The organism is Actinomyces procaprae, from assembly GCF_004798665.1.
Taxonomy (GTDB): domain Bacteria; phylum Actinomycetota; class Actinomycetes; order Actinomycetales; family Actinomycetaceae; genus Actinomyces; species Actinomyces procaprae.
Window position 1 is genome coordinate 1002889 of sequence record NZ_CP039292.1, and the last position, 20220, is coordinate 1023108.

Here is a 20220-nt window from a genome sequence, read left to right on the forward strand (position 1 = left end):
GATCATGCTCATTATGGCTAAGGACACCAATCGTGGCGACAAGCCGCGTGTGAAGAACGGCTCGCGCGAGACCTACCGGAAGGGTCCGGTGATGCTCCGCGGCGCCCAGATCCCCGCTCGTACCACCGATGCCCGCCTGCTGGACCGCCGCGGCGACGCCGACTGGCTGCACGCCGATCCGTGGCGGGTCCTGCGCATCCAGTCCGAGTTCGTGGAGGGCTTCGGCGCGCTCGCGGAGGTCGGGCCGGCGATCAGCCTGTTCGGATCGGCGCGGACCCCCGCCAACGACCCCGCCTACGCCCTGGCCGAGCAGATCGGGGCGGGACTGGCCGACTCCGGCTACGCCGTCATCACCGGTGGTGGCCCCGGCATCATGGAGGCGGCCAACAAGGGCGCCCGTGAGGCCGGCGGCATCTCCGTGGGGCTGGGAATCGAGTTGCCGCATGAGCAGGGCATGAACGACTACGTGGACCTGGGAGTGAACTTCCGGTACTTCTTCGCCCGCAAGACCATGTTCCTGAAGTACTCCGATGGATTCGTCATCATGCCCGGGGGAATGGGCACGCTCGACGAGCTGTTCGAGGCGGTCACTCTGGTTCAGACCCAGAAGGTGCCCTCGTTCCCGATTGCCCTGGTGGGCTCGGCGTTCTGGGGCGGCCTGGTGGACTGGATGCGTGAGACGCTGGTGGAGGCGGCGACGATCGACGCCGATGACATCGCCCTGATGCGGGTGGTGGACACGGCCGAGGATGCGGTGGAATTCGTGGTCGACGCCGCCCGGATCATGCGCGCCAACGGGCTCACACGCACTCCAGACCGCTCCGACTGGGTGGCCCAGTAAGGGGCCGAAGCAACGGCCCGGGGGTGGCCCGAGCGCCGGGGCGTAGGCGTGGAGTCAGCCACGTTTGCGCCCGAACTGGCGTAATGATGCCGTAGAATGCAACTGGGAGAAGCGGTAAAAGTCCGCGAATCATCAGTGAAAGGGGAGCACATGGCTGCCATGAAGCCCAGGACCGGCGACGGGCCGCTCGAGGTCGTCAAGGAGGGCCGCTCCATCATCATGCGGATGCCGCTGGAGGGCGGTGGACGTCTGGTTGTTGAGATTACGCCCGACGAGATCAAGGAGCTGCAGGAGGCGCTGGCCTCCGTCAAGTACTGAGCAATCACCGAGTCTGTGCTCGGCCGTGAGCCGAGCAGCAGCGCCGCGTTGGCGCTGCGCACGGGCTCAGGAGCTGGCGAACCCGCCCGGCCGGGCCGCTCAGGCCCGGCGGACGGCGACCAGCAGACCGTCGCCGACCGGCAGCAGCGAGGTGAGCAGGCTGTCCTCGTCCCGCAGCGTCTTTCCCAGCTCACGCGCAGCCACCGTGGTGGCATCGCGGCGAGCCGGATCGGCGACGTGGTCATTCCATAGCGCATGCGTCACCGCGAGGACGCCGCCGGGGCGCAGCATACGGATCGCCTGCGGTGTCAGCGCAGCCGCCTCTTCGGGGCCGAGGTCCAGCACCACCATGTCGTAGGAGTGCGCGGCCATGCGGGGCATGACGTCGGATGCGCGCCCCTGGATGATGCGGGTGCGGGCGCCCGGGTAGCCGGCCTCGTCGAAGGCACGACGGGCCTCGCGCTGGAACTCTGGTTCGACGTCGATCGTTGTCAGCACGCCGTCGGCGCCCATGCCGTCCAGCAGCCACAGTCCGGACACGCCGGTGCCGGTGCCCACCTCGGCGACGGACTTCGCCGAGGTGGCCGCCGTCAGCATGCGCAGTGCGGCGCCGGTTGCCGGTGACACCGGGTCGGTGCCCAGCTCGATGCCGCGCAGGCGCGCCTGCGCGGCGGTCTCGGCCTCGACCGGGAACTCCTCCGTATAGGACCAGCTCAGCGTCTTGTCAGCAGCCACCATGTGCCCCTTCTGCGGCACTGGGCCGCGTAGCCGTGTCACCCCGACGGCGCCGGGGGCCCGGCGCGGGGATCGCGCCCATTGTTTCAGGTCCGGACCGGTTCCCGCGCGCCCCCGCATGCCTGTTTGCCCATACTTCTCCCTATACTGGCCACATGCTTCCGGGTATCTCAGGTGCGGAGTTCTTCGTCCTCCTGCTGGTGGTGGTCATTGTGGTGGGGCCGCAGCGGCTGCCCGAGTACACCCGCAAGCTGACGCAGGGCGTGCGCAGGCTGCGTGTCTTCCTGGACAACACCAAGGCCCAGATCGCAGAGGAGGTCGGTCCCGAGCTCGGCGACCTTGACCTGTCAGACCTGGACCCGCGCAACTACGACCCGCGCAAGATCGTGCGCGACGCGCTGGGGGAGGACCTGGAGGCCATCCGCCGGGACCTGACCAACCCCTTCCAGTCGGTCGTCGAGACGGCCAAGGAGGCCTCGAATGAGGCGGCGGCCGCAGTGAGCGGTAAGAGCACGGGCAAGTCCAAGTCCCTGTCAAAGATGATCGAGGACAAGGCGGAGGAGACCCGCGCCGCACGGGCGGCGTCGGTCGGAGCGGCAACGGCCGCGGCGGCACGTGTGGATTCCGCGGTTGCCGACGCCGCCGAGCCCGCCCAGCAGCAGGCGGAGCAGGCCGCCGCGACTCCGCAGCGTCAGGACAAGGACCCGGAGCAGGCGGCGGCCGAGGCTGCCGCGGTCACCGCCGAGCTGCCCCAGGTGAGTGCCGCCGCACCGACCGATTCCGCCAAGCTCGCACTGGAGGCGGGCGAAACCGCCACGGCGGAGATTCCCGAGGTGCAGCCGGCCGAGCCCGCCGAGGGCGCGCAGGCACCGGAGACCATTGCCGCCGACGGCGTCGAGTCGGCCGCACTCATTCCCTCAACCCTGGGGGCCGTGGAGCAGGACGGTGACGGGCCGCGTGTGCGTCCCGTCTCACCGCGCGACATTGTGCGGGCCGCCAACGAGGCCGCCCGTACCCGCGCAGAAGCGGCCCTCGCCGAGGTCGGTTGACCTTACGCGCAGGCGCGCGTGCGGCCGACGGGTCGCGCCGATGCGGTGTGGCCCGCCGGCGTCGCGCGGAGCCGGGGGAAGCCGGGAGTCAGCCGGCGGAAACCGGGCTGATGCCCAAAGACATGCCGGACAGCCCGCGCGCGCGGTGCCCGAGCCTTCGGGCTACCGCAGCCAGCTTCACAGCCGCGGGGGAGTCGGTGGCAGGCGCGCCGCCGCGCGCGATCGTTGCGGGGACGCCGACGTCGGAGCCCTCACGCAGGCGGATGTCCAGCGGCAGCTGGGCCAGCAGTGGCACCTCGTAGCCGAGCGCGTTGGTCAACGACTCCGAGACCGCCTGCCCGCCGCCGGTGCCGAAGATCTCCAGGTGCGAGCCGTCAGGCTGCGGCAAGTAGGACATGTTCTCGATTACGCCGGCCACCTTCTGGTGAGTCTGCGATGCGATCAGCCCGGTGCGCTCGGCCACCTCTGCGGCCGCGGTCTGTGGGGTGGTGACCACCAGGATCTCCGCATCCGGCAGCAGCTGCGCCACCGAGATGGTGACGTCCCCGGTTCCCGGCGGCAGGTCCAGCAGCAGCACGTCCAGGTCCCCCCAGAACACGTCGGAGAGGAACTGCTGCACCGCCCGGTGCAGCATGGGGCCGCGCCACACGACCGGCTGCTTGTCCTCCACGAACATGCCGATGGAGATGACCTTCACCCCGTGGGCGAGGGGCGGGACGATCATGCCGTCCAGCTGCGTGGGCACCTGATCCACACCCAGCATGCGGGGGATGGAGAAGCCGTAGATGTCGGCGTCGACAACGCCGACGCTCAGGCCCTGGGACGCCATCGCCGCGGCGAGATTGGCGGTGACCGAGGACTTGCCCACCCCGCCCTTGCCGGAGGTGACCGCGTAGACGCGGGTGAGGTTCCCCGGCTGGGTGAAGGGGATTACCGGCTCGGCGGCCCCGCCGCGCAGGCGGGTGCGCAGCTCGGCGCGCTGCTCGTCGGTCATGACCCCCAGGTTGACGTTTACGTCGGTGACCCCGTCGAGGGCGCCGACCTCCTTGCGGGCGTCAGCGGTGATCGTGTCCCGCAGGGGGCAGCCCGCCACTGTCAGCAGCACCCCGACGGTGACGACGCCGTCGGCTCCCACAGCGATGGATTCGACCATGCCGAGGTCGGTGATCGGGCGGCGCAGCTCGGGGTCGATCACCCGTGCCAGCGCCTCACGGACGGCGTCTTCGGTGGGCAGGCTCATGCCACAATCCTATGGCCCGCAGGAGTGGACTCCACCGGCAGCCATGGTGGTGAGGAGCACGCCGCCGACCGGAGGTGGCGGGAATACGGGTACTACCGCGGTGGCGGCGCCGCGGCCGAGCCGACCGTGTCAGGCCCGTGGGCGTGTCAGGCCCGTGGGGAGTGCTCCCCGCGTTCACTGCGGGGCGCATCCGGGGCGTCGGCGTCGCCATCATCCATGAGGTCCTCGTGCAGCTCCTCGCGGGTGCGGCGCTCCTCCTGGAGCAGCTCCTCCAGGACGCTGCGCAGCTCGGAACGCACGAAGTCGCGGGTGGCCACGTCATTCATGGCCAGACGCAGGGAGGCGATCTCCCGGGTGAGGAACTCGGTGTCCTCAAGGTTGCGCTCGGCGCGCTGGCGGTCCTGCTCGGCGGTGACCCGGTCGCGGTCGTCCTGCCGGTTCTGCGCCAGCAGGATCAGCGGCGCCGAGTAGGAGGCCTGGGTGGAGAAGGCGAGGTTGAGCAGAATGAAGGGGTAGGGGTCCCAGGGGGCGTCCGCATTGATCTTCGCCAGCAGGATGTTGGCGGCGATCCAGGCGACGACGAAGACCGTCATGTACAGCACGAACTTGGGCGAGCCCATGAAGCGTGCGGTGGCCTCGGCGAAGCGCCCGAAGCCGTCGGAGCGGGAGCGGGAGGGATGCGTCCAGCGCATCCACCGGGAGCGGTTCTTCGACAGGGGCTGGTCGAGCTGATTAGGCATTGGCGCTCCTCTCAATCATCTCGTCGGTGACGGCGTCATCCGCCTCCCGCCAGTCGTCGGGCATGAGGTGGTCCAGGACGTCGTCGACGGACACGGCACCGAGCAGGCGGCCAGCGTCGTCGAGCACGGGTATGGCCGTGAGATTGTATGTGGCCAGCAGACGGGTGACGGTGCCGATCGAGTCGTCGGCGTGAACGTCGTCGAGGTCCTTGTCCAGGATGGAGCCGAGCAGCTGCTGGGGGCGCTCCCGCAGGGCGCGCTGCAAGTGGACCATACCCAGGAACCGGCCCGTGGGGGACTCCAGAGGGGGGCGGCATACGAAGGCGACGGCGGCCAGGGCGGGCGGCACCTCCGCCTTGCGGGCCTGCGCCAGGAAGGAGGCGACCGTCGACTCCGGCGGCAGGATGATCGGCTCGGTGGTCATCAGCCCGCCGGCGGTGTACTCGTCGTAAGTCATCAGACGGCGCACGTCCTCCGCCTCCTCCGGCTCCATCAGGTCAAGCAGCCGGGTGGCCATGGAGGCGGGCAGGGCGGAGACCAGGTCGGCGGCGTCGTCGGGCTGCATGGCGTCCAGGACGTCGGCGGCGCGGGCGGCATCCAGACCGGTGAGGAGGGCCACGGCCTCGTCGTCGGACAGCTCCTCGGTGGCATCCGCCAGGCGCTCATCGGACAGCTCGGCGGCGACCTCCAGCTGCCGGGGCAGCGGCAGGTCGGAGAGCACGTCGGCCAGGTCGGCGGGCTTAAGCCCCTCCATCGTGGCCAGTAGCGCAGTGGCCCCCTGCTGATCGGCGGATCCGGCCAGCCCGGTGACCTCGTCGGGGCGGACGGTGAAGGTCTCGCCGCGGCGCAGCCCCAGGGGGCCGGAGGAGCCCCGCTGCACGAACAGGCGCGTCACCTTCCAGTCCATGCCGCGATCGCGCTCGATGGCGACGTCGCGGATGGTCACGCTCCCCGAGCCGTCCCGCATGGTGACCACGCGGTCCAGCAGCTCGCCGACGACCAGCGTCTCCACGCGGCGCTGCTCGAAGCGGCGGATGTTCACCAGCCCGGTGGTGATGACGGCGCCCGGTTCGATCGCGGTCACCCGTGACAGCGGCAGGAACACGCGGCGGCGGCCCGCGACCTCAATGACCAGGCCGACGGCGCGAGGCTGCCCGCGCAGGCGGATCAGCGTGACGACGTCGTGCACCTTGCCGACGGCATCGCCGAGCGGATCGAAGACCGTTGTGCCCACGAGCCGGGCGACGAAGACTCTGAGGGTGCTGCGCGTCTTGGTGCTTTCCACGACGGCAGCCTATCGACGTGACGGTGTTGCTGCCGCCTTACGTTTTCGCCGCTCGAAGAAGTTACTCGCGCGGCCGGGCGCCGTGGGACGATGTGCCCATGAGCCAGAGTCAGTTCTCCATGCAGGCCGCGCCGCTCGGCATGGTGCGGGGAGGCATCCCGCGCGGCGATGAGGTCGCCTCATTCACGACCTACGCGGAGGCGCAGCATGCGGTCGACTCCTTGTCCGACAGCGGCTTCCCGGTCCAGTACCTGGCGATCATCGGCACCGACCTGCGCCAGGTCGAGCGCATCACCGGCCGCATGAGCTGGGGCCGCGCGGTTGCCAACGGTGCCATGTCCGGGCTGTGGATCGGACTGTTCTTCGGCGCGATGATGCTGCTGCTCGGCCCCAACTCAGGGACGGGCACGGTGCTGATCGCCGCGGTCTTCATGGGTGTCATCTGGGGGATGATCTTCCAGGTGATCTCCTATGCCGTCACTCGCGGCAAGCGTGACTTCACCTCAATCAGCCAGGTGGTGGCTTCGCGCTACTCGATCATCGCCTCACAGATGGCGGCGGAGGCGGCGCATGCGCTCGCTGATATTCCCGGCAACCTGACCCGTGGCGGCGAGGCGGCGCGCCGGGCCGAGGAGCGCCGTGCGGCCCGGCAGCAGGCCCGGGGCCAGGGACCCAGCACCTTCGGATCCCGGCCGGATGAGCAGCCCCGCTTCGGCGTGCGCCTGCCCGAGGGCGTCGACCCGCAGGCGTACACGCGGGGGCATTCCGAGGCCGGCGCCACGTCGTCGGGCCCGGGCGCGCCGGTGCCCGCGGCGGGTGAGGGAACGCAGCCGACGGGGGCGCCGAGCACCGATTCCGGTCAGTCCGAAGCGCAGACAGACGGCCGGGTAACGGGACACAATGAAACCGATGATGACCCGTACCTCCGGCGCCCGGACGATGCCCCACGCGCGTAGCGTCCCTCCGCGCGCGCCCGCCCCCTGGCTCCCATGCGCCCCGTCGTGCACGCACCCGTGAGCCCGGTAGGCGCTGCGGCGGCTTCGATCCAGGTGGGCCTGTCCACCTCCTCGGTGTACCCGGGTGAGGTGGAGGACACCTTCGCCCTGGCCGCCCAGCTGGGCTATGACGGCGTCGAGGTCATGGTGTGGGCGGAGCGGGCGACGCAGGACGCCGAGGCGCTGTCGGCCCTGGTACGGCGCTACGGGGTGCCGGTGCTGGCGGTCCACGCGCCGACGCTGCTGCTGACCCGCGCGGTATTCGGCGCCGACCCATGGGGGAAGGTCGACCGCTCCATCGAGCTGGCGCGTGCACTGGGGGCGTCCAATGTGGTGCTGCACCCGCCGTTCTTCTGGCAGACGCGTTACGCCCGCTCCTTCGTGGCCGGAGTGGCGCAGCGAGAGTCCGCCGCCGGCGTGCACCTGTGCGTCGAGAACATGTTCACCTGGCGTCCCCGCAATGCCCACTCCACCAGGGACTTCCAGGCGTACTTCCCGACCTGGGACCCGGTTGGCCAGGGGTATCGGTCGGTGACGCTCGACATCTCCCATGCGGCCACCTCCGGGTCTGATGCGCTGGCCATGGCGCGCGCCCTGGGGCCGACCCTGCGGCACGTGCACCTGACCGACGGCGTGCCCGGATTCCGCGACGACCACCTCCTGCCCGGGCAGGGCGATCAGGACTGCGCCGGGGTGCTGCGCCATCTGGTGCACACCGGTTTCGGTGCGGCCGGGGGACAGGTCGTCGTCGAGGTCAATACCCGCACCATGAGCGCCGACCAGAGGCGTGAGGGCCTGGCGAGCGCGCTCGCATTCGCCCGCGAGCACCTGGAGGGGGAGGGGGATACCGCCGCCGTGCGTGTTCCCGCCCCGACGCGGCGCCGTTACCGCGACGCCCGCGGCTAGAACGCGGAGTCAGGCGCAGGGGGCGTGCTCGTGGGCGCGGTGTCCGGCCGGTTCGAGCTGGAAGGTCGCATGCTCGATATGCACCGGGAAGTGCTCGGCCACGCAGGCCTGCAGCGCGTCCAGGACCTCGCCCGTGCGTCCCTGCGCCAGGCAGGCGTCGGAGACGACCACGTGCGCGGTGAGCACCGGCAGTCCTGAGGCGACGGTCCAGGCGTGCAGGTCATGCACCTGCTCGACGCCGTCGACCGCCAGCAGGTGGAGGCGCACCTCAGCCAGGTCGAGTGCCTCTGGGGTGCGCTCCATGAGCACACCGACGGCTGTGCGCAGCAGCGAGAAGGCCCGCGGCACGATCAGGGCGACAATCACCAGGGAGGCAACTGCATCGGCGCGCGCCCAGCCGGTCAGTGCCACCACGGCCGCCGCCACGATCACGCCCACGCTGCCCAGGGCGTCGTTGGCGACTTCCAGGAAGGCCGCCCGCATGTTGAGATTGCCGTTGCGGCCGCCGGAAAGGAGCAGCAGCCCCACCATATTGGCGGCGAGGCCGATCACGCCCATGACCAGCATGCCGTGTGCCTCCACCTCGGCGCCGCCCACGAGCGTGATCACCGCCCGCACGCCGACGACGACTCCGACGGTCCCCAGCAGCGCCGCCTGGAGCGCGGCGCCCAGGATCTCGGCGCGCCGCAGGCCCCAGGTGGAGCGGTCGGTGACGGGACGGGTGGACAGGTGTGCGGCCACCAGCGCCATGACCAGGCCGACGACGTCGGTGAGCATGTGCCCGGCGTCGGCGAGCAGGGCCAGCGAGCCGGTCAGCACTGCGGACACGACTTCGGCCACCAGCACGCCCGCCGTCAGCCCCAGGACGGCGGCGAGCCGACCCCGGGAGGCACCCGGGGCAGGGGTGTGCGAATGCTGATGAATCGGCGGCACACCTCGGATGATAGTGATCCGTGCCCGCCCGGGCCCAGGGGCCGTCAGCAAACCCGTGGGCGGCGCCGAGGGACTGCGCCGCCACGTCAGCCGGGGATCAGGCGATCAGCCCGCTCACCCAGGCCTCCACCTCCGCGACGGTGCGGGGGATCGCCTGCGTCAGGCGCCGCACGCTCCCGTCGGGGTCGACGACGACGTCGTCCTCGATGCGCACGCCGATGCCGCGCAGCTCCTCGGGGACCAGCAGGTCATCGGCGCGGAAGTACAGGCCAGGCTCAATGGTGAAGACCATGCCCGGGCGCAGCACCGCATCCATGCTCATCTCGCGGCGCGCCTGGGCGCAGTCATGCACGTCCAGGCCCAGGTGGTGGCTGGTGCCGTGCACCATCCAGCGGCGGTGGAACTGGCCGTCCGGCCCCAGGGAGTCGGCGGCGGTGACGCCGTCGGGCAGCATGCCCCACGCCTCCAGGCGGGCGGCGATCACCTCCATGGCGGCGGTGTGCACGTCCCGGAAGCGGCAGCCGGGGGTGCCCGCGCGGGCGAAGGCGGCGTCGGCGGCGTCCAGGACCGCCTGGTACACGCGCCGCTGCGGGGCGGTGAAGCGGCCGTCCACCGGGATGGTGCGGGTGACGTCGGCGGTGTACAGGGAGTCGACTTCCACGCCGGCGTCCACCAGCACCAGTTCGCCGGGGCGCACGGCGCCGTCGTTATTGATCCAGTGCAGGGTGTTGGCATGGTTCCCGGCGGCGGCGATGGTCTCGTAGCCGAGCCCGTTGCCCTCCTCGCGGGCCTTGGCGCCGAAGGCGCCCTCCAGCACCCGTTCTCCACGCCAGTGCCCGGTGGCGCGCGGAATGGAGCGGATCAGGTCGTCGAAGCCGGCCCGGGTGGCGTCCACTGCGCGCTGTAGTTGCTCGACCTCCCAGGGGTCCTTGGCCAGGCGCAGCTCGCTGGTGGCCTCCGCCAGGGCGTCATCCACCTGCTGGGCGTCCTGCCCGGCGGCCAGGCCGGCCGCGGTGCGCACGCGGTCCACGAGGGCGGTCACGGCCGTGTCCGCCGCGGCTATGACCCGCAACTGTACGCTGCCCGGGCCGGCGTCCTTGGCGAGTGCGTCCGGCAGGGAGTCGATGTGGGCGCAGCGGATCCCGGTGGCCGCCTCAACTTCCTCGATCGAGGGGCGCCGCCCCACCCACAGCTCGCCGTAACGGGTATCGGCGTAGAACTCCTCGCTGCTGCGGGAGGCGCGGGGACGGAAGTACAGCACCGCCTCGTGGGTGGGCGGGGTCGTGGTCTCGCCCGGGGTGTCGGCATCCCCGACGACGGCGGAACCGGCGCTCCTGCCCGCGGCGCTGCTGGCCCGGGCGCCGGTGGTGCCGGCGGCCAGCGGCTCCAGCACGAGCACGGCGTCGGGCTCGAAGTCGGTGCCGGTGCCGGCCAGGTGGGCGAAGGCCGAGTGCGGGCGGAAGCGGTAGTCGCAGTCGTTGTTGCGGGTCACCAGGCCCCCGGCGGGTATGACCAGCCGGTCGCCGGGGAACAGGGCACCCAGGGTCTCACGCCGGGCGGCCGCCCAGGGGGCGGCGGCTGAGCGCTCGGGCAGCGTGTCGGGGCGGGGGCCCCAGCCGGAGCCGATGAAGTCGCGGAAGGCCTGGTTGGTGGGCCGGTGTGAGCGGTTGTTGCCGCGATCTGCGAGCGTCTGGGGTGCCTCGGCGTCAGCTGTGGAAGTTGCGGGGGAGTCGGATACGGAATCGGTCATGGCCCCATAGTGGCACGCTCGCCGAGCGGGAGGCGGCCCGGCCGGCGGCCCCCGGCCCGGGGCGCGGGGTGGGGCGGTCGAGGCGACGGTGGTGGCGTCAGTCGGGGTCGCCCGGGAACCGCACTCCCACCTGTCGGCGGGCCTCATAGAGCACCTCGACGGCGGCCACCGAGTTGGCCAGCGGGTGCAGCTCCGACTCGCGTGCCCCGGAGCGCACCAGGCGGCAGAAGGCCTCCAGCTCGTAGGCGAGTACCGGCCCGCTGCGCTGAACCGACAGGTCCTGGACGGCGTCGGCGCCGGCCGCCGCCTTGACCCGGTCCGTGCCGGCCGTGCTGCCGGCGCCGGCTGTGCCCACCGCGGGGCCGCGTAGGGCGATTTGCTGGGGCCACTGGCAGTCGTCCAGGGTCAGCACCGCGTGGTCGCCGGCGATCGCGGAGCCGGTGCCGGCGGGGGAGGTCTTGGAGTGCAGGCACACCACCTCGAAGCCTGCGGGCTGGACCTGGCGGGCGGTGCTGGTGCCGGCGTAGTCGAGCACGACCGTGCCCAGGGCGTCCGCGCCCGAGTCCAGCAGCACCCCGGCGGCAGTCACCCGCGTGGGCGCCCCGAACAGGTGGATCGCGAGGCTGACCGGGTACACGCCCAGGTCCATGAGGGAACCGCCCGCCATGGCCGGGTTGAACGCGGGCGGCAAAGACCCGTCACGGTAGGCGTCCATGCGGGAGGAGTACTGCTCCTTGACCAGCAGCGCGCGCCGGATCGGACCCAGCCGCCGCAGGTTGTCGCGCAGCACCGCCGTGCCCGGCTCGAAGGCGGGCAGCCACCCCTCCATGAGCAGCCGATCATTGCGCCGGGCGGCCGCCACCATTGCCCGCGCCTGGTCGGGGGTGGGGGCGAAGGGCTTCTCCACGAGCACGTGCCGGCCGGCCTCCAGGGCGGCGAGCGTGTGCTCGGGATGCAGCAGGTTGGGGGAGCCGACGTAGACGACGTCCACCAGCGGGGCGCCGTCGGCGTCCTTGGCGGCGAGCATCTCCTCCACCGACGCGAAGGCGGCGGGGATGGCGTGCTCGGCGGCGAAGGCGGCCGCACGCTCCGGGTGCGCGGAGGTGACGGCGACGATGCGGGCGTCGGCCACGGCGTCGGCGGCCTCAACGAACCAGCGGGCGATGAAGCCGGCGCCGATGATGCCGAAGCGGATCGGTGTGAGGGGGCCGGACGGCGTGCGTGCGCTCATACCACCAGGCTAACAAGTAAGCGCCGTCACATTAAGGGGCGCTTCCGGTACGCGGGCGCGCAGGCCGGGTACTTGGTGCCTGCCGAGGGCTGCCAACCGGGTTCGGCGGCCGCGGGGGTGCGGCCGGCGCATCCGTACACTTGCCGGGTGCGCATCGACCCCCACACCCACTCCGCCTACTCGGATGGCACGGACAGCCCCGCCGAGCTGATGGCGCAGGCGGCCCGGGCCGGGCTCGACGTCGTCGGCCTGACCGATCACGACACCACTGACGGCTGGGCGGAGGCGGCCGCCGCGGTGCCGGAGGCGGGAGTGAGCCTGCTGCGCGGTGCAGAGATCTCCTGTTCCGCGGACGGCGTCGCCCTGCACCTGCTGGCCTACCTGTTCGACCCGGAATACGCCCCGCTGGCGCAGGCACTGGCCCACGCCCGCCACTCGCGGGCAAACCGCACCCGGCTCATGGTCGAGCGCCTGGCGGCCGACTACCCCATCAGCTGGGAGGACGTGCTCACCCAGGCCGCAGATGCCACCACGATCGGCCGCCCGCATATCGCGGACGCGCTCGTGGCAGCGGGGGCCTTTCCCGATCGCTCCGCCGCCTTCGCCGGTCCGCTGGCCACCTCCAGCCCCTACTACGTCCACTACTGGGCCCTGGACCCGGTGGAGGCCTGCCGACTCGTGCGCGCGGCCGGGGGGGTGCCGGTGGCCGCTCACCCGCGTGCCGCGAGCCGACAGCGGCGCCTGGTGCCCGATAAGACCTTCGCCCGGATGGCCGAGGCCGGCCTGGCGGCGCTCGAGGTCGACCATCGTGATCACACCCCCGCTCAGCGGGAGCAGGCCCGCGCCCTGGCTCAGGAACTCGGTCTCGGCGCATCCGGGGCCTCCGACTACCACGGCGCCGGCAAGCCCAACCGGCTGGGCGAGAACCTGATGGCGCCGACGCTACTCGAGCGGATCGTCGCCGAGGGCGCGCTCCCGCTGGTCGTGCCCTGACCGGCCCTCCCGAGCACCGCCCGGTCCATGCAAGCTCAGCAGGAGGGGCCTGCCGCGAACCCGGACGCAACAGAACCGACCACCAAGCCCACAACCATCCTCAGTCCATGCTCGCCAACGTCTTCGACCTCACGCTCTTCGCCACCGCGCTCACCACGATCCTGGTGATCCAGGATCCGCTGGGCGCCATCCCCATCTTCCTGTCACTGACCAGCCGGCAGACCGACGCCGAACGCACCCGTTCCGCCCGGCAGGCCACCCTGGTGTCCTTCGCGGTGATCCTCGCCTTCGCGATCTTCGGCCGCTACATCCTCCGCTTCCTGGGCATCACCGTGCCGGCGCTGCAGATCTCCGGCGGGCTGCTGCTCCTGCTGGTGGCGCTTGAACTGCTCACCGACAAGGCGGACGAGCATCCGGACCCGGATGCGGTGGCCACCAACGCCGCCCTCGTCCCCCTGGGCACGCCGCTGCTGGCCGGACCGGGGGCGATTGTCGCCACCATGGTGGCGGTGGACTCGGCGTCGGGACCCGTGATCGGCTGGGTGAGCGTGACCGCCGCGATCGTGGTGACACATCTGGTCATCTGGGTGGCCCTGCGGTTCTCCGTCGGCCTGCACCGGCTGCTGGGGGAGTCGGCGATTCAGGTGCTGACCCGCATTTTCGGGCTGCTGCTGGCAGCCATCGCGGTGCAGATGATCGCCGACGGCGTGCTCGCCTACGTGGACACGGTCATGGGCGCCTGAACACCGCCGTGTCCTGCGCTGGCGCTAAGCGCCCGACGCGGGGAGGAAGGAGCGGCCGCCCGGACGGATGTGGTCCGGGCGGCCGTATGCTCAGGAGCCGGGTGTCAGGAGTCGGCGCGGCCCCCGTGGGTGCGGCGGCGGTTGCGCTTGCGGCGCGGCTTGTCGCCCGCAGTGGAATTGGAGCGCCGTGAGCCGGCCGCGTCGGCGCCCGATGCGCGCCCGGAGACGGTGCGCCGTCCCCTTCCGCGGCCGCGGCCACGCCCGCGGCCGTTCCGGTCGTCGCCCGAGCGCCCGCGGCGGCCGGTTTCACCGAGGTCCTCGATCTGCTCGGCATCGAGGCCCTCCAGCACCCGCTTGCTGCGGGGCAGCTTGCCGGTGACCTCCCGGGGGATGCTCAGGTCCGTATACAGGTGGTCGGAGGTGTGGTAGGTCTCGACGGGCTCCTCGATCGGCAGGCCCAGGGCCTTGGAGATCAGGCGCCAGCGGGCGACGTCGTCCCAGTCGACGAACGTGATCGCGGTCCCGGAGCCGCCCGCGCGGCCGGTACGGCCGATGCGGTGGACGTAGATCTTCTCGTCCTCCGGACACTGGTAGTTGACTACGTGCGTGACGTCGTCGACGTCGATGCCGCGCGCCGCCACGTCGGTGGCCACCAGCACGTCCACCTTGCCCTTGCGGAAGGCGCGCAGCGCCTGCTCGCGGGCACCCTGCCCCAGGTCGCCGTGCAGGGCCGCGGTGGCGAAGCCACGGGAGGCCAGGTCCTCGGCCACGCGGGCGGCCGTGCGCTTGGTGCGGGCGAAGATGATGGTGCGGCCACGGCCCTCGGCCTGCAGGATGCGGGACAGCACCTCGACCTTGTTCAACGCGTGGGTGCGGTAGACGACCTGCTGGACGGACTTGACCGTCATGGAGTCGTCGCCCGGGTCCTGGGCGCGAATGTGGGTCGGCTTGGTCATGTAGCGGCGGGCCAGGGCGACTACGGCGCCGGGCATGGTGGCGCTGAACAGCATGGTGTGGCGGTCGGAGCGGGTCCGGGAGAGGATCTTCTCAACGTCCGGCAGGAAGCCCAGGTCGAGCATCTCATCGGCCTCATCCAGCACCACGGTGGTCACGTGGGTCAGGTCCAGGACCCGACGATCCATCAGGTCGATAATGCGGCCCGGGGTGCCGACGACGATCTCCGCACCCCGCTCGATCGCCTCGATCTGCGGCTCGTAGGCGCGCCCGCCGTACACCTGGACGATGCGGACCGTGCGCTTGGCGGCGGCTCCGGCCAGTTCTTCGGCCACCTGCTTGGCCAGCTCGCGGGTGGGCAGGACTACGAGCGCCTGCGGGGAGCCGGAGGCGGGGTCCTCGTCCCAGCCCTCCTCACCGGGGCCGAGCGTGTCCATGAGCAGCGGGATGCCGAAGCCGAGGGTCTTGCCGGTGCCGGTCTTGGCCTGGCCGATGATGTCCTGGCCGCGCAGTGCGATGGGCAGGGTCAGTGCCTGGATGGGGAAGGGGTGGGTGATGCCCTTGTCCGCCAGGGCCTGGCAGATCTCCTCCTCGACGCCGAAGTCGGCGAAGGTGCGCGCGGTCAGGTCGGTGTCGGAGTCGGCGTCGGTGATGTCCGGCTTGGCATCGTCCAGCACCGGGGCGTGCGCCTGCGCGGTGGAGATGATGCCGGATGCGGAATCGGGCTGCGTAGCGGTCCGGTGCTGCTCCCCGGATGGCTGAGCGGCGGAGGGCACGGATGATTCAGTTGTTTCGATCTGCTCGGTCACGGCTTGGTCTGTGCTTTCGGTTGTATCCGGGCGCGGGGTCCGGGATCAGGCGGTGCGCTGGTGCGCCGACGTACGACGGCGCACCGCACCTGCGGTCATATGCGGCAGCCGATCGCGAAAAACGCCTCGCACCGTGCCGCAGTGGGCAGGCGGGGCTGCAGGGCATGAGGATGGGCATGGCGACCGGGCAACCTGATCCCAGCCTAGTCAACCGGACGTGGATGCGTGAGTGACCGTTAAGAGAGATGGATCGCGTTGGTTGCTGAGCCACCGTGGCGAACGCAGGGGGCGGTACCGCATCAGGGCCTAACCTGGCCCCATGAGCTCAGCTTCCCCAGCCGGCCTGAACGGGGCCGCATCGCCCACGCCGCACATGATCGCGGTGATTGGCCTGGCCGCATACACGCGGACCATCGCCTGCACCCGCTACGCCAAGGATGCGGACAAGGCCCCCGACATGACTACGCGCGTCGAGCTGCTGCGCATGAGCGCGGAGGCGGTCGCATCCTTTGATCGCCTCCGTGAACCGGCGGACGGCGCGGGTATCGACCTGCTGGTGGCGGCCGCCCCGTTCATCGGTGCGCTGGGCGACTTCGATGAACGGTTGCGCCCCCTGGACTGGTACGAGCGTCTGACCAAGACCTACCTGACCTTCGGGCTGATGCGGGACTTCGTCGTCGCCCTCGCACAGACGCTGGATGCCCCGCTGCGTGACCGGCTGACGGAGGAGATCGGCGCCGACCGCCTGGCTGACTTCGCGTCGGCGCAGCTGGTGCCGGCGATCGGCGAGGACACGCAGCTGGCGGCTCGCCTGGGTCTGTGGGGACGTCGCGTGGTGGGCGAGGAGATCGGCACTATGAAGCGGCTGCTGGCGTCCTCTCCGGACCTGGCCGCGTCCGGCGCGGACGCCGAGGCACTGCACGAGGCCCTGTCCCAGGGGGCCACCAGTCGTATGCGGGGGCTGGGTCTGCGGGTTTAGCCGAGCGACGGCGTCGGCGAGGGACCGGAGGCGGTCGCGAGGCGGCGAGTCGGGGCGATGGGCGCCGTCGTCGGGCCGGGCTCAGAAGCCGAGCAGCAGCCAGACGGTCAGGACCAGCCCGCCGACCACCACGGCGGCGTGAATGACCCGCTCGGGAATCAACTGCTGAATCAGCGGGGCCACGTAGCCGCCGGCGAAGGAGCCCAGGCCGACGGCGATCGCGGCGCCCCAGTCGACCTGCCCCTGCACAATGAACAGCACGGCAGCGGCGAAGTTGGACAGGGTCAGCATGGGTGTCTTCATAACCACAGCCGCGTGGGTGTTCATGGGCGTGCCCAGGGTGCACAGGGCGAAGAAGAGTACCCCTGCGCCGGCGCCGAAGTAGCCGCTGTAAACCATGATCGCGGCCATCAGGGCCAGGAACGCGGGCGCGGGCAGCCGGTAGCCGGTGGCGCCGCGCCGCAGTCGCGGACTGAGGGCGACCAGTACGGTCGCCAACAGCACGAGCCAGGGCACGACCGCCTCGAATACGCCGGGCGGGGCCACCAGTAGCAGCGCGCCGCCCACGAGCCCGCCGACGACGGCGATGAGTACCTGTGGGAGCAACGGGTAGTAGCGGATCTGCCTGAGCCGGTCCCAAGAGGTGATCAGTGAGCCGATGCCGCCGGGAATCAGGCTGACTGTGTTGGAGGCGTTGGCGACCACCGGGGGCACGCCCAGGGCGAGCATCGCCGGGTAGGAGACCAGCGAGGCCATTCCCACCAGGTAGCCGACGATGGCGGCGGCTGCTCCGGCGAGAAACAGGAGGGCGTAGGTGATCACGGGCGACATCGCCGCTAACAGTAGCCGTAACGCGTTGCGCCCCGGCGGGGCGGCGCGTGCGTGCGGCGAGGTCCACGTGCGCACAAGTGTGAGGCATGATACGTGCGTGGCTCACATCGGGGCACCGATGCTCCGCGGTGGGCGCGCGGGCGAAGCAGATTCGCTCAGGCAAAACAGATTCGACCGTCAGCAGTTCTGACGCTGAAAGGGGACCACATGTTCGTTCGTCGCGAGGCAATCGCCGTCCGTTGTGACCACGAGGGGTGTGACCGTATGGTCGCGCATCGGGTGGTCGACACGGTCCACGACCCGGATGGCACGGCGATTGAGCGTGTGCTCGCCTTGAGCTACACCGAGCACGACGCGTTGCGCGCGGCCGAACGCGACGGCTTCAAGATCCTGGGCGACCACGTCTTCTGCGAGAAGCACGACCGGTTGTAGTGCCTGTGCGTTAGGCGGTGGCGGTCTGGGGAGGGTTCGGTTCCGGCGTGGTGTGTGGGTGGTGGTGTCAGTGTCCTTGTTGGGTTTCGGGCTTGGTCGGTGAGGTAGGTGAGGGTGCGTACGAGGTCGTAGGGGGTGGTGGTGTTGGTGGTGGTGATGGTTCCGGTGATGGGGGTGGTGGTGCCTCCGGCGGGGGTGTAGGTGGCTTTCCAGGTGGTGGTCAGGGTGGTGGTTGCGCCCTGGGCGGTGTGGGTGTAGCGGTGGGTGACGGTCTGGTTGGGCCACGGGGCTCCGGGGGTGGTGGTTGTGGTGGTTGTGCCGTCGCCCCAGTCCCAGGTGTAGCTGGTGGGGGGGTGGCGTGGATGGTTACCGGGGTGCCGGCGACGGTGGTGGTCAGTACCTGGGTGTCGGGGCTGGTGTAGACGATGAAGTCCTTGCTGATCAGGACCTGGTCGCCCGGGGGCTGGCGGGTGATGCCCGAGCCCTGGGCCAGGAGGGTGGCGGCGTCGGTGGCGGTGACGGTGACTACTACTGTGCCTCCGGCGGTGCTGGCGGGGGCGTCCAGGCACTTTAGCCAGATGGGGCGTACGCCGCTGGGGGAGGAGATGGTGCCGTAGGGGCACTGGTGGGTGGGTGGCCCGTACTTGTAGCGCACGCCCTCGGCGCTTGGCTGCTGCGCGCCTCCGGGGTAGCCGCCCCCGGGGACCGGCGCGCCCGGAACCGACTCCACCACCTCTTGCGACCGCCCACCAGAAACAGTCACAGAATTACCAGAACCGTCCGCTTGTATGTCTATGTTAGATTGATTGTTCGCGAAAGACGTTGGGCATGTTAGTGTTGCCGCTGCCGTGATAGCGGCGATGAGTGCAGCGCGAACGAGGCTTGAGTTAGAGGTGGGCGACATTATGCGTCCTCTTCTTCTAGGGCTACTTCTTCTACCAGCCAGTCGCTGTCGTTCCAGCGGATCTGGACTAGGAAAACGGACTCAGAGGCGTCAACGGTTGTAAGCTCACCATCTATCGAGTGCCCGGTGTGGGCTTCGGATGCCACTTGGGTGCGTACGACGTAGCGGTTGGGGTCCTCCTGGTCGGTCCACCACTCCAGCGGCACGATCTCCTGCTCCCAGGGATCGGCCCACCCGCCAGAATCGTGCCGTGCCGTGGCGTTGGCGATTACCCTGTTGCAGAATTCGCAGTCGTCCTCGCTCATGTTCTTCCAGGCGTCCAGGTCCCCTGTCGCGTGAACATACGGGTAGAGGTTTAGGAAGTATGTGGCTGCGTCGGCTGCGCCGGTGGGGGTGAACTCCGGGGTGTAGGGGTCCGGGGGCTCCATGGCCAGGGCGGTGGCCCTGGCCTCGGCCTGCTCGGGCGGGAGCGTGGGTGTGGCGCTGGCGGTGGGCGAGGGGGTCCAGGTAGGGGTGGGCAGGCCGCTCGTTCCGCTGTCTTGTGAGCAGCCGGCCCCGAGGAGAACCAGGCCGAGCGCGGCGGCGAGCCGGGCCAGGGAAATAGTGGCCGGTGGTCTGCGGCGCCGGCGGGATGAGCGGGTTGCGGGAGTAGTGGACATGAGAGGGCGGCCTCCTCGTCGAGGACCCGGATGGGACTAGCTGGGATGCCGGCTTGTCACCGACGCCCGCAACCGTACCGAGACCAGCGGGGTGGCGCCACCCCGGAGTCGGCGCCTGTGGAAAACCTGGTTGTGGTGGTGGAACGTGTCCCCGGTGTCGTAGGCCGCTGGATGTTGTCCTGCGAGCCATGGCCTGCCACAACTACCGACCTCGGCACGTAATAACTACCGACCTCGGTACGTAAGATCTACCGACCTCGGGGAGGGGGAGCGTGGTGGAGGGGAGTGCAGGGGAGGGGAGAGGCGGGCTGGGGTCAGATGCCGAAGCCGACGCGGCGGGGGGAGGCCTCGCCGATCTCGATGTAGGCGAGCGATCCCGCCGGGATGAACACCTTGCGGCCCTTGTCGTCGGTCAGGGTGACTGCGGAGGTGGCGGCGTCGGCCACGGCCGCGAGGACCTCCTCCTGGGAGGCGGAGGTCTCCAGCTGGAGCTCGCGAGCCGAGTGCTTGATTCCGATGGTGACCTGCATGGGTACTCCTTGCGTCCAGGACTTGGGTCGCAAAACCCGTAAGGGCAGCGGCCCGCGATGGGGTGTCTGCCCAGATCCTATGGGCCCTGCCGTCGCAAGGGCTTGCCCGGTCCACCGCAATCCGGGCCGTTTCGCGCCGCGCGGACAGCACGCCGCCGTCGCGAGTAAGCCCGCGACCGGGACGGGGTCATGGGATCACCGCGGCACGTCCAAGACCGCCGTACCGAAGACCGATATCCAGGCGACGTTAAGGGGCTCTTCCGGTTTGTGGGTGTGGTGTCCACGGGCCGGTCGGGAGCCTGGGCCGGCGAGCGAGTGGACTGGGGGCTCCAATACGCCGGTTGGGCGTTAACAACGTCACTT

At 70.6% G+C, this 20220-nt stretch carries 21 protein-coding genes; 9 read left to right on the forward strand and 12 right to left on the reverse strand.

What is annotated here, in order from left to right:
- Window positions 1-13 precede the first annotated feature (13 nt).
- Both E4J16_RS03890 and E4J16_RS03895 read left to right on the forward strand, forming a co-directional pair.
- A complete protein-coding gene (locus E4J16_RS03890) occupies window positions 14-841 on the forward strand; it encodes an LOG family protein (protein ID WP_136313312.1) in 828 nt (275 codons plus the stop codon).
- 150 nt (window positions 842-991) lie between these two features.
- Entirely contained in the window at window positions 992-1159 is a 168-nt protein-coding gene (locus E4J16_RS03895) for a DUF3117 domain-containing protein (RefSeq protein WP_073327418.1), read from the forward strand.
- Window positions 1160-1258: 99 nt separating this feature from the next.
- Here the strand turns inward: E4J16_RS03895 and E4J16_RS03900 are convergent, their stop codons facing one another.
- Window positions 1259-1894 carry an O-methyltransferase gene (locus E4J16_RS03900; protein WP_136193760.1) on the reverse strand — a complete coding sequence of 212 codons (636 nt, stop codon included), beginning with the start codon at window positions 1892-1894 and terminating at the stop codon, window positions 1259-1261.
- Between the two features lie 155 nt (window positions 1895-2049).
- On the opposite strand from E4J16_RS03900, the gene E4J16_RS03905 reads away from it, so the two are divergent.
- The gene (locus tag E4J16_RS03905; protein ID WP_136193759.1) at window positions 2050-2943 is read left to right on the forward strand and encodes a twin-arginine translocase TatA/TatE family subunit; all 894 of its coding nucleotides are present in this window, start codon (window positions 2050-2052) and stop codon (window positions 2941-2943) included.
- A gap of 88 nt (window positions 2944-3031) precedes the next feature.
- On the opposite strand, the gene E4J16_RS03910 is transcribed toward E4J16_RS03905, so the two are convergent.
- From E4J16_RS03910 to E4J16_RS03920, 3 genes are all read right to left on the reverse strand, one after another.
- Window positions 3032-4183: an Mrp/NBP35 family ATP-binding protein gene (locus tag E4J16_RS03910; protein WP_136193758.1), complete on the reverse strand. Its 1152-nt coding sequence runs from the start codon at window positions 4181-4183 to the stop codon at window positions 3032-3034.
- 146 nt (window positions 4184-4329) lie between these two features.
- Complete coding sequence (locus tag E4J16_RS03915; RefSeq protein WP_136193757.1) at window positions 4330-4923, reverse strand: DUF1003 domain-containing protein; 594 nt, start codon at window positions 4921-4923, stop codon at window positions 4330-4332.
- Entirely contained in the window at window positions 4916-6208 is a 1293-nt protein-coding gene (locus E4J16_RS03920; protein WP_136313313.1) for a magnesium transporter MgtE N-terminal domain-containing protein, read from the reverse strand. Before E4J16_RS03920 ends, E4J16_RS03915 begins: the two co-directional genes overlap by 8 nt.
- Before the next feature lie 98 nt (window positions 6209-6306).
- Here E4J16_RS03920 and E4J16_RS03925 point away from each other — a divergent pair, with 98 nt between their 5' ends.
- On the forward strand, window positions 6307-7164 hold the full coding sequence (locus tag E4J16_RS03925) for a YflT domain-containing protein (protein ID WP_240038257.1): 858 nt from the start codon (window positions 6307-6309) through the stop codon (window positions 7162-7164).
- A 33-nt stretch (window positions 7165-7197) separates the two neighbouring features.
- Complete coding sequence (locus E4J16_RS03930) at window positions 7198-8109, forward strand: sugar phosphate isomerase/epimerase family protein (protein WP_136313314.1); 912 nt, start codon at window positions 7198-7200, stop codon at window positions 8107-8109.
- Between the two features lie 9 nt (window positions 8110-8118).
- Here the strand turns inward: E4J16_RS03930 and E4J16_RS03935 are convergent, their stop codons facing one another.
- From E4J16_RS03935 to E4J16_RS03945, 3 genes are all read right to left on the reverse strand, one after another.
- A complete protein-coding gene (locus tag E4J16_RS03935) occupies window positions 8119-9042 on the reverse strand; it encodes a cation diffusion facilitator family transporter (RefSeq protein ID WP_136313315.1) in 924 nt (307 codons plus the stop codon).
- Window positions 9043-9139: 97 nt separating this feature from the next.
- A complete protein-coding gene (locus E4J16_RS03940; RefSeq protein WP_136313316.1) occupies window positions 9140-10792 on the reverse strand; it encodes an aminopeptidase P family protein in 1653 nt (550 codons plus the stop codon).
- A gap of 97 nt (window positions 10793-10889) precedes the next feature.
- Window positions 10890-12023 (reverse strand): Gfo/Idh/MocA family protein, encoded by a 1134-nt coding sequence (locus E4J16_RS03945; protein WP_136313317.1) that lies wholly within the window; start codon window positions 12021-12023, stop codon window positions 10890-10892.
- Between the two features lie 147 nt (window positions 12024-12170).
- Between E4J16_RS03945 and E4J16_RS03950 the strand changes: the two genes are divergently transcribed.
- Window positions 12171-13016 (forward strand): PHP domain-containing protein, encoded by an 846-nt coding sequence (locus E4J16_RS03950; protein WP_136193751.1) that lies wholly within the window; start codon window positions 12171-12173, stop codon window positions 13014-13016.
- 107 nt (window positions 13017-13123) lie between these two features.
- Window positions 13124-13759 carry a MarC family protein gene (locus E4J16_RS03955; protein ID WP_136193750.1) on the forward strand — a complete coding sequence of 212 codons (636 nt, stop codon included), beginning with the start codon at window positions 13124-13126 and terminating at the stop codon, window positions 13757-13759.
- A gap of 104 nt (window positions 13760-13863) precedes the next feature.
- Here the strand turns inward: E4J16_RS03955 and E4J16_RS03960 are convergent, their stop codons facing one another.
- Window positions 13864-15489 (reverse strand): DEAD/DEAH box helicase, encoded by a 1626-nt coding sequence (locus tag E4J16_RS03960; RefSeq protein ID WP_240038391.1) that lies wholly within the window; start codon window positions 15487-15489, stop codon window positions 13864-13866.
- Between the two features lie 352 nt (window positions 15490-15841).
- Here E4J16_RS03960 and E4J16_RS03965 point away from each other — a divergent pair, with 352 nt between their 5' ends.
- Window positions 15842-16501 (forward strand): ferritin-like fold-containing protein, encoded by a 660-nt coding sequence (locus E4J16_RS03965; RefSeq protein WP_240038258.1) that lies wholly within the window; start codon window positions 15842-15844, stop codon window positions 16499-16501.
- An 81-nt stretch (window positions 16502-16582) separates the two neighbouring features.
- On the opposite strand, the gene E4J16_RS03970 is transcribed toward E4J16_RS03965, so the two are convergent.
- Complete coding sequence (locus E4J16_RS03970) at window positions 16583-17332, reverse strand: sulfite exporter TauE/SafE family protein (protein ID WP_136313319.1); 750 nt, start codon at window positions 17330-17332, stop codon at window positions 16583-16585.
- Window positions 17333-17539: 207 nt separating this feature from the next.
- Here E4J16_RS03970 and E4J16_RS03975 point away from each other — a divergent pair, with 207 nt between their 5' ends.
- Complete coding sequence (locus E4J16_RS03975) at window positions 17540-17764, forward strand: hypothetical protein (RefSeq protein WP_136193747.1); 225 nt, start codon at window positions 17540-17542, stop codon at window positions 17762-17764.
- A 220-nt stretch (window positions 17765-17984) separates the two neighbouring features.
- Here E4J16_RS03975 and E4J16_RS15310 read toward each other — a convergent pair whose 3' ends face one another.
- From E4J16_RS15310 to E4J16_RS03990, 3 genes are all read right to left on the reverse strand, one after another.
- Complete coding sequence (locus E4J16_RS15310; protein ID WP_204519932.1) at window positions 17985-18527, reverse strand: hypothetical protein; 543 nt, start codon at window positions 18525-18527, stop codon at window positions 17985-17987.
- Window positions 18528-18667: 140 nt separating this feature from the next.
- Window positions 18668-19327 carry a DUF6318 family protein gene (locus E4J16_RS03985; RefSeq protein ID WP_136313320.1) on the reverse strand — a complete coding sequence of 220 codons (660 nt, stop codon included), beginning with the start codon at window positions 19325-19327 and terminating at the stop codon, window positions 18668-18670.
- 314 nt (window positions 19328-19641) lie between these two features.
- Window positions 19642-19857 carry a DUF3107 domain-containing protein gene (locus E4J16_RS03990; RefSeq protein WP_136192714.1) on the reverse strand — a complete coding sequence of 72 codons (216 nt, stop codon included), beginning with the start codon at window positions 19855-19857 and terminating at the stop codon, window positions 19642-19644.
- Window positions 19858-20220 lie beyond the last annotated feature (363 nt).

Coding starts and splice junctions, on each gene's coding strand:
- E4J16_RS03890 (WP_136313312.1), top strand. CDS start 14: ATGGCTAAGGACACCAATCGTGGCGACAAGCCGCGTGTGAAGAACGGC.
- E4J16_RS03895 (WP_073327418.1), top strand. CDS start 992: ATGGCTGCCATGAAGCCCAGGACCGGCGACGGGCCGCTCGAGGTCGTC.
- E4J16_RS03905 (WP_136193759.1), top strand. CDS start 2,050: ATGCTTCCGGGTATCTCAGGTGCGGAGTTCTTCGTCCTCCTGCTGGTG.
- E4J16_RS03910 (WP_136193758.1), bottom strand. CDS start 4,183: ATGAGCCTGCCCACCGAAGACGCCGTCCGTGAGGCGCTGGCACGGGTG.
- E4J16_RS03915 (WP_136193757.1), bottom strand. CDS start 4,923: ATGCCTAATCAGCTCGACCAGCCCCTGTCGAAGAACCGCTCCCGGTGG.
- E4J16_RS03925 (WP_240038257.1), top strand. CDS start 6,307: ATGAGCCAGAGTCAGTTCTCCATGCAGGCCGCGCCGCTCGGCATGGTG.
- E4J16_RS03930 (WP_136313314.1), top strand. CDS start 7,198: ATGCGCCCCGTCGTGCACGCACCCGTGAGCCCGGTAGGCGCTGCGGCG.
- E4J16_RS03940 (WP_136313316.1), bottom strand. CDS start 10,792: ATGACCGATTCCGTATCCGACTCCCCCGCAACTTCCACAGCTGACGCC.
- E4J16_RS03945 (WP_136313317.1), bottom strand. CDS start 12,023: ATGAGCGCACGCACGCCGTCCGGCCCCCTCACACCGATCCGCTTCGGC.
- E4J16_RS03955 (WP_136193750.1), top strand. CDS start 13,124: ATGCTCGCCAACGTCTTCGACCTCACGCTCTTCGCCACCGCGCTCACC.
- E4J16_RS03965 (WP_240038258.1), top strand. CDS start 15,842: ATGAGCTCAGCTTCCCCAGCCGGCCTGAACGGGGCCGCATCGCCCACG.
- E4J16_RS03970 (WP_136313319.1), bottom strand. CDS start 17,332: ATGTCGCCCGTGATCACCTACGCCCTCCTGTTTCTCGCCGGAGCAGCC.
- E4J16_RS03975 (WP_136193747.1), top strand. CDS start 17,540: ATGTTCGTTCGTCGCGAGGCAATCGCCGTCCGTTGTGACCACGAGGGG.
- E4J16_RS03985 (WP_136313320.1), bottom strand. CDS start 19,327: ATGTCCACTACTCCCGCAACCCGCTCATCCCGCCGGCGCCGCAGACCA.
- E4J16_RS03990 (WP_136192714.1), bottom strand. CDS start 19,857: ATGCAGGTCACCATCGGAATCAAGCACTCGGCTCGCGAGCTCCAGCTG.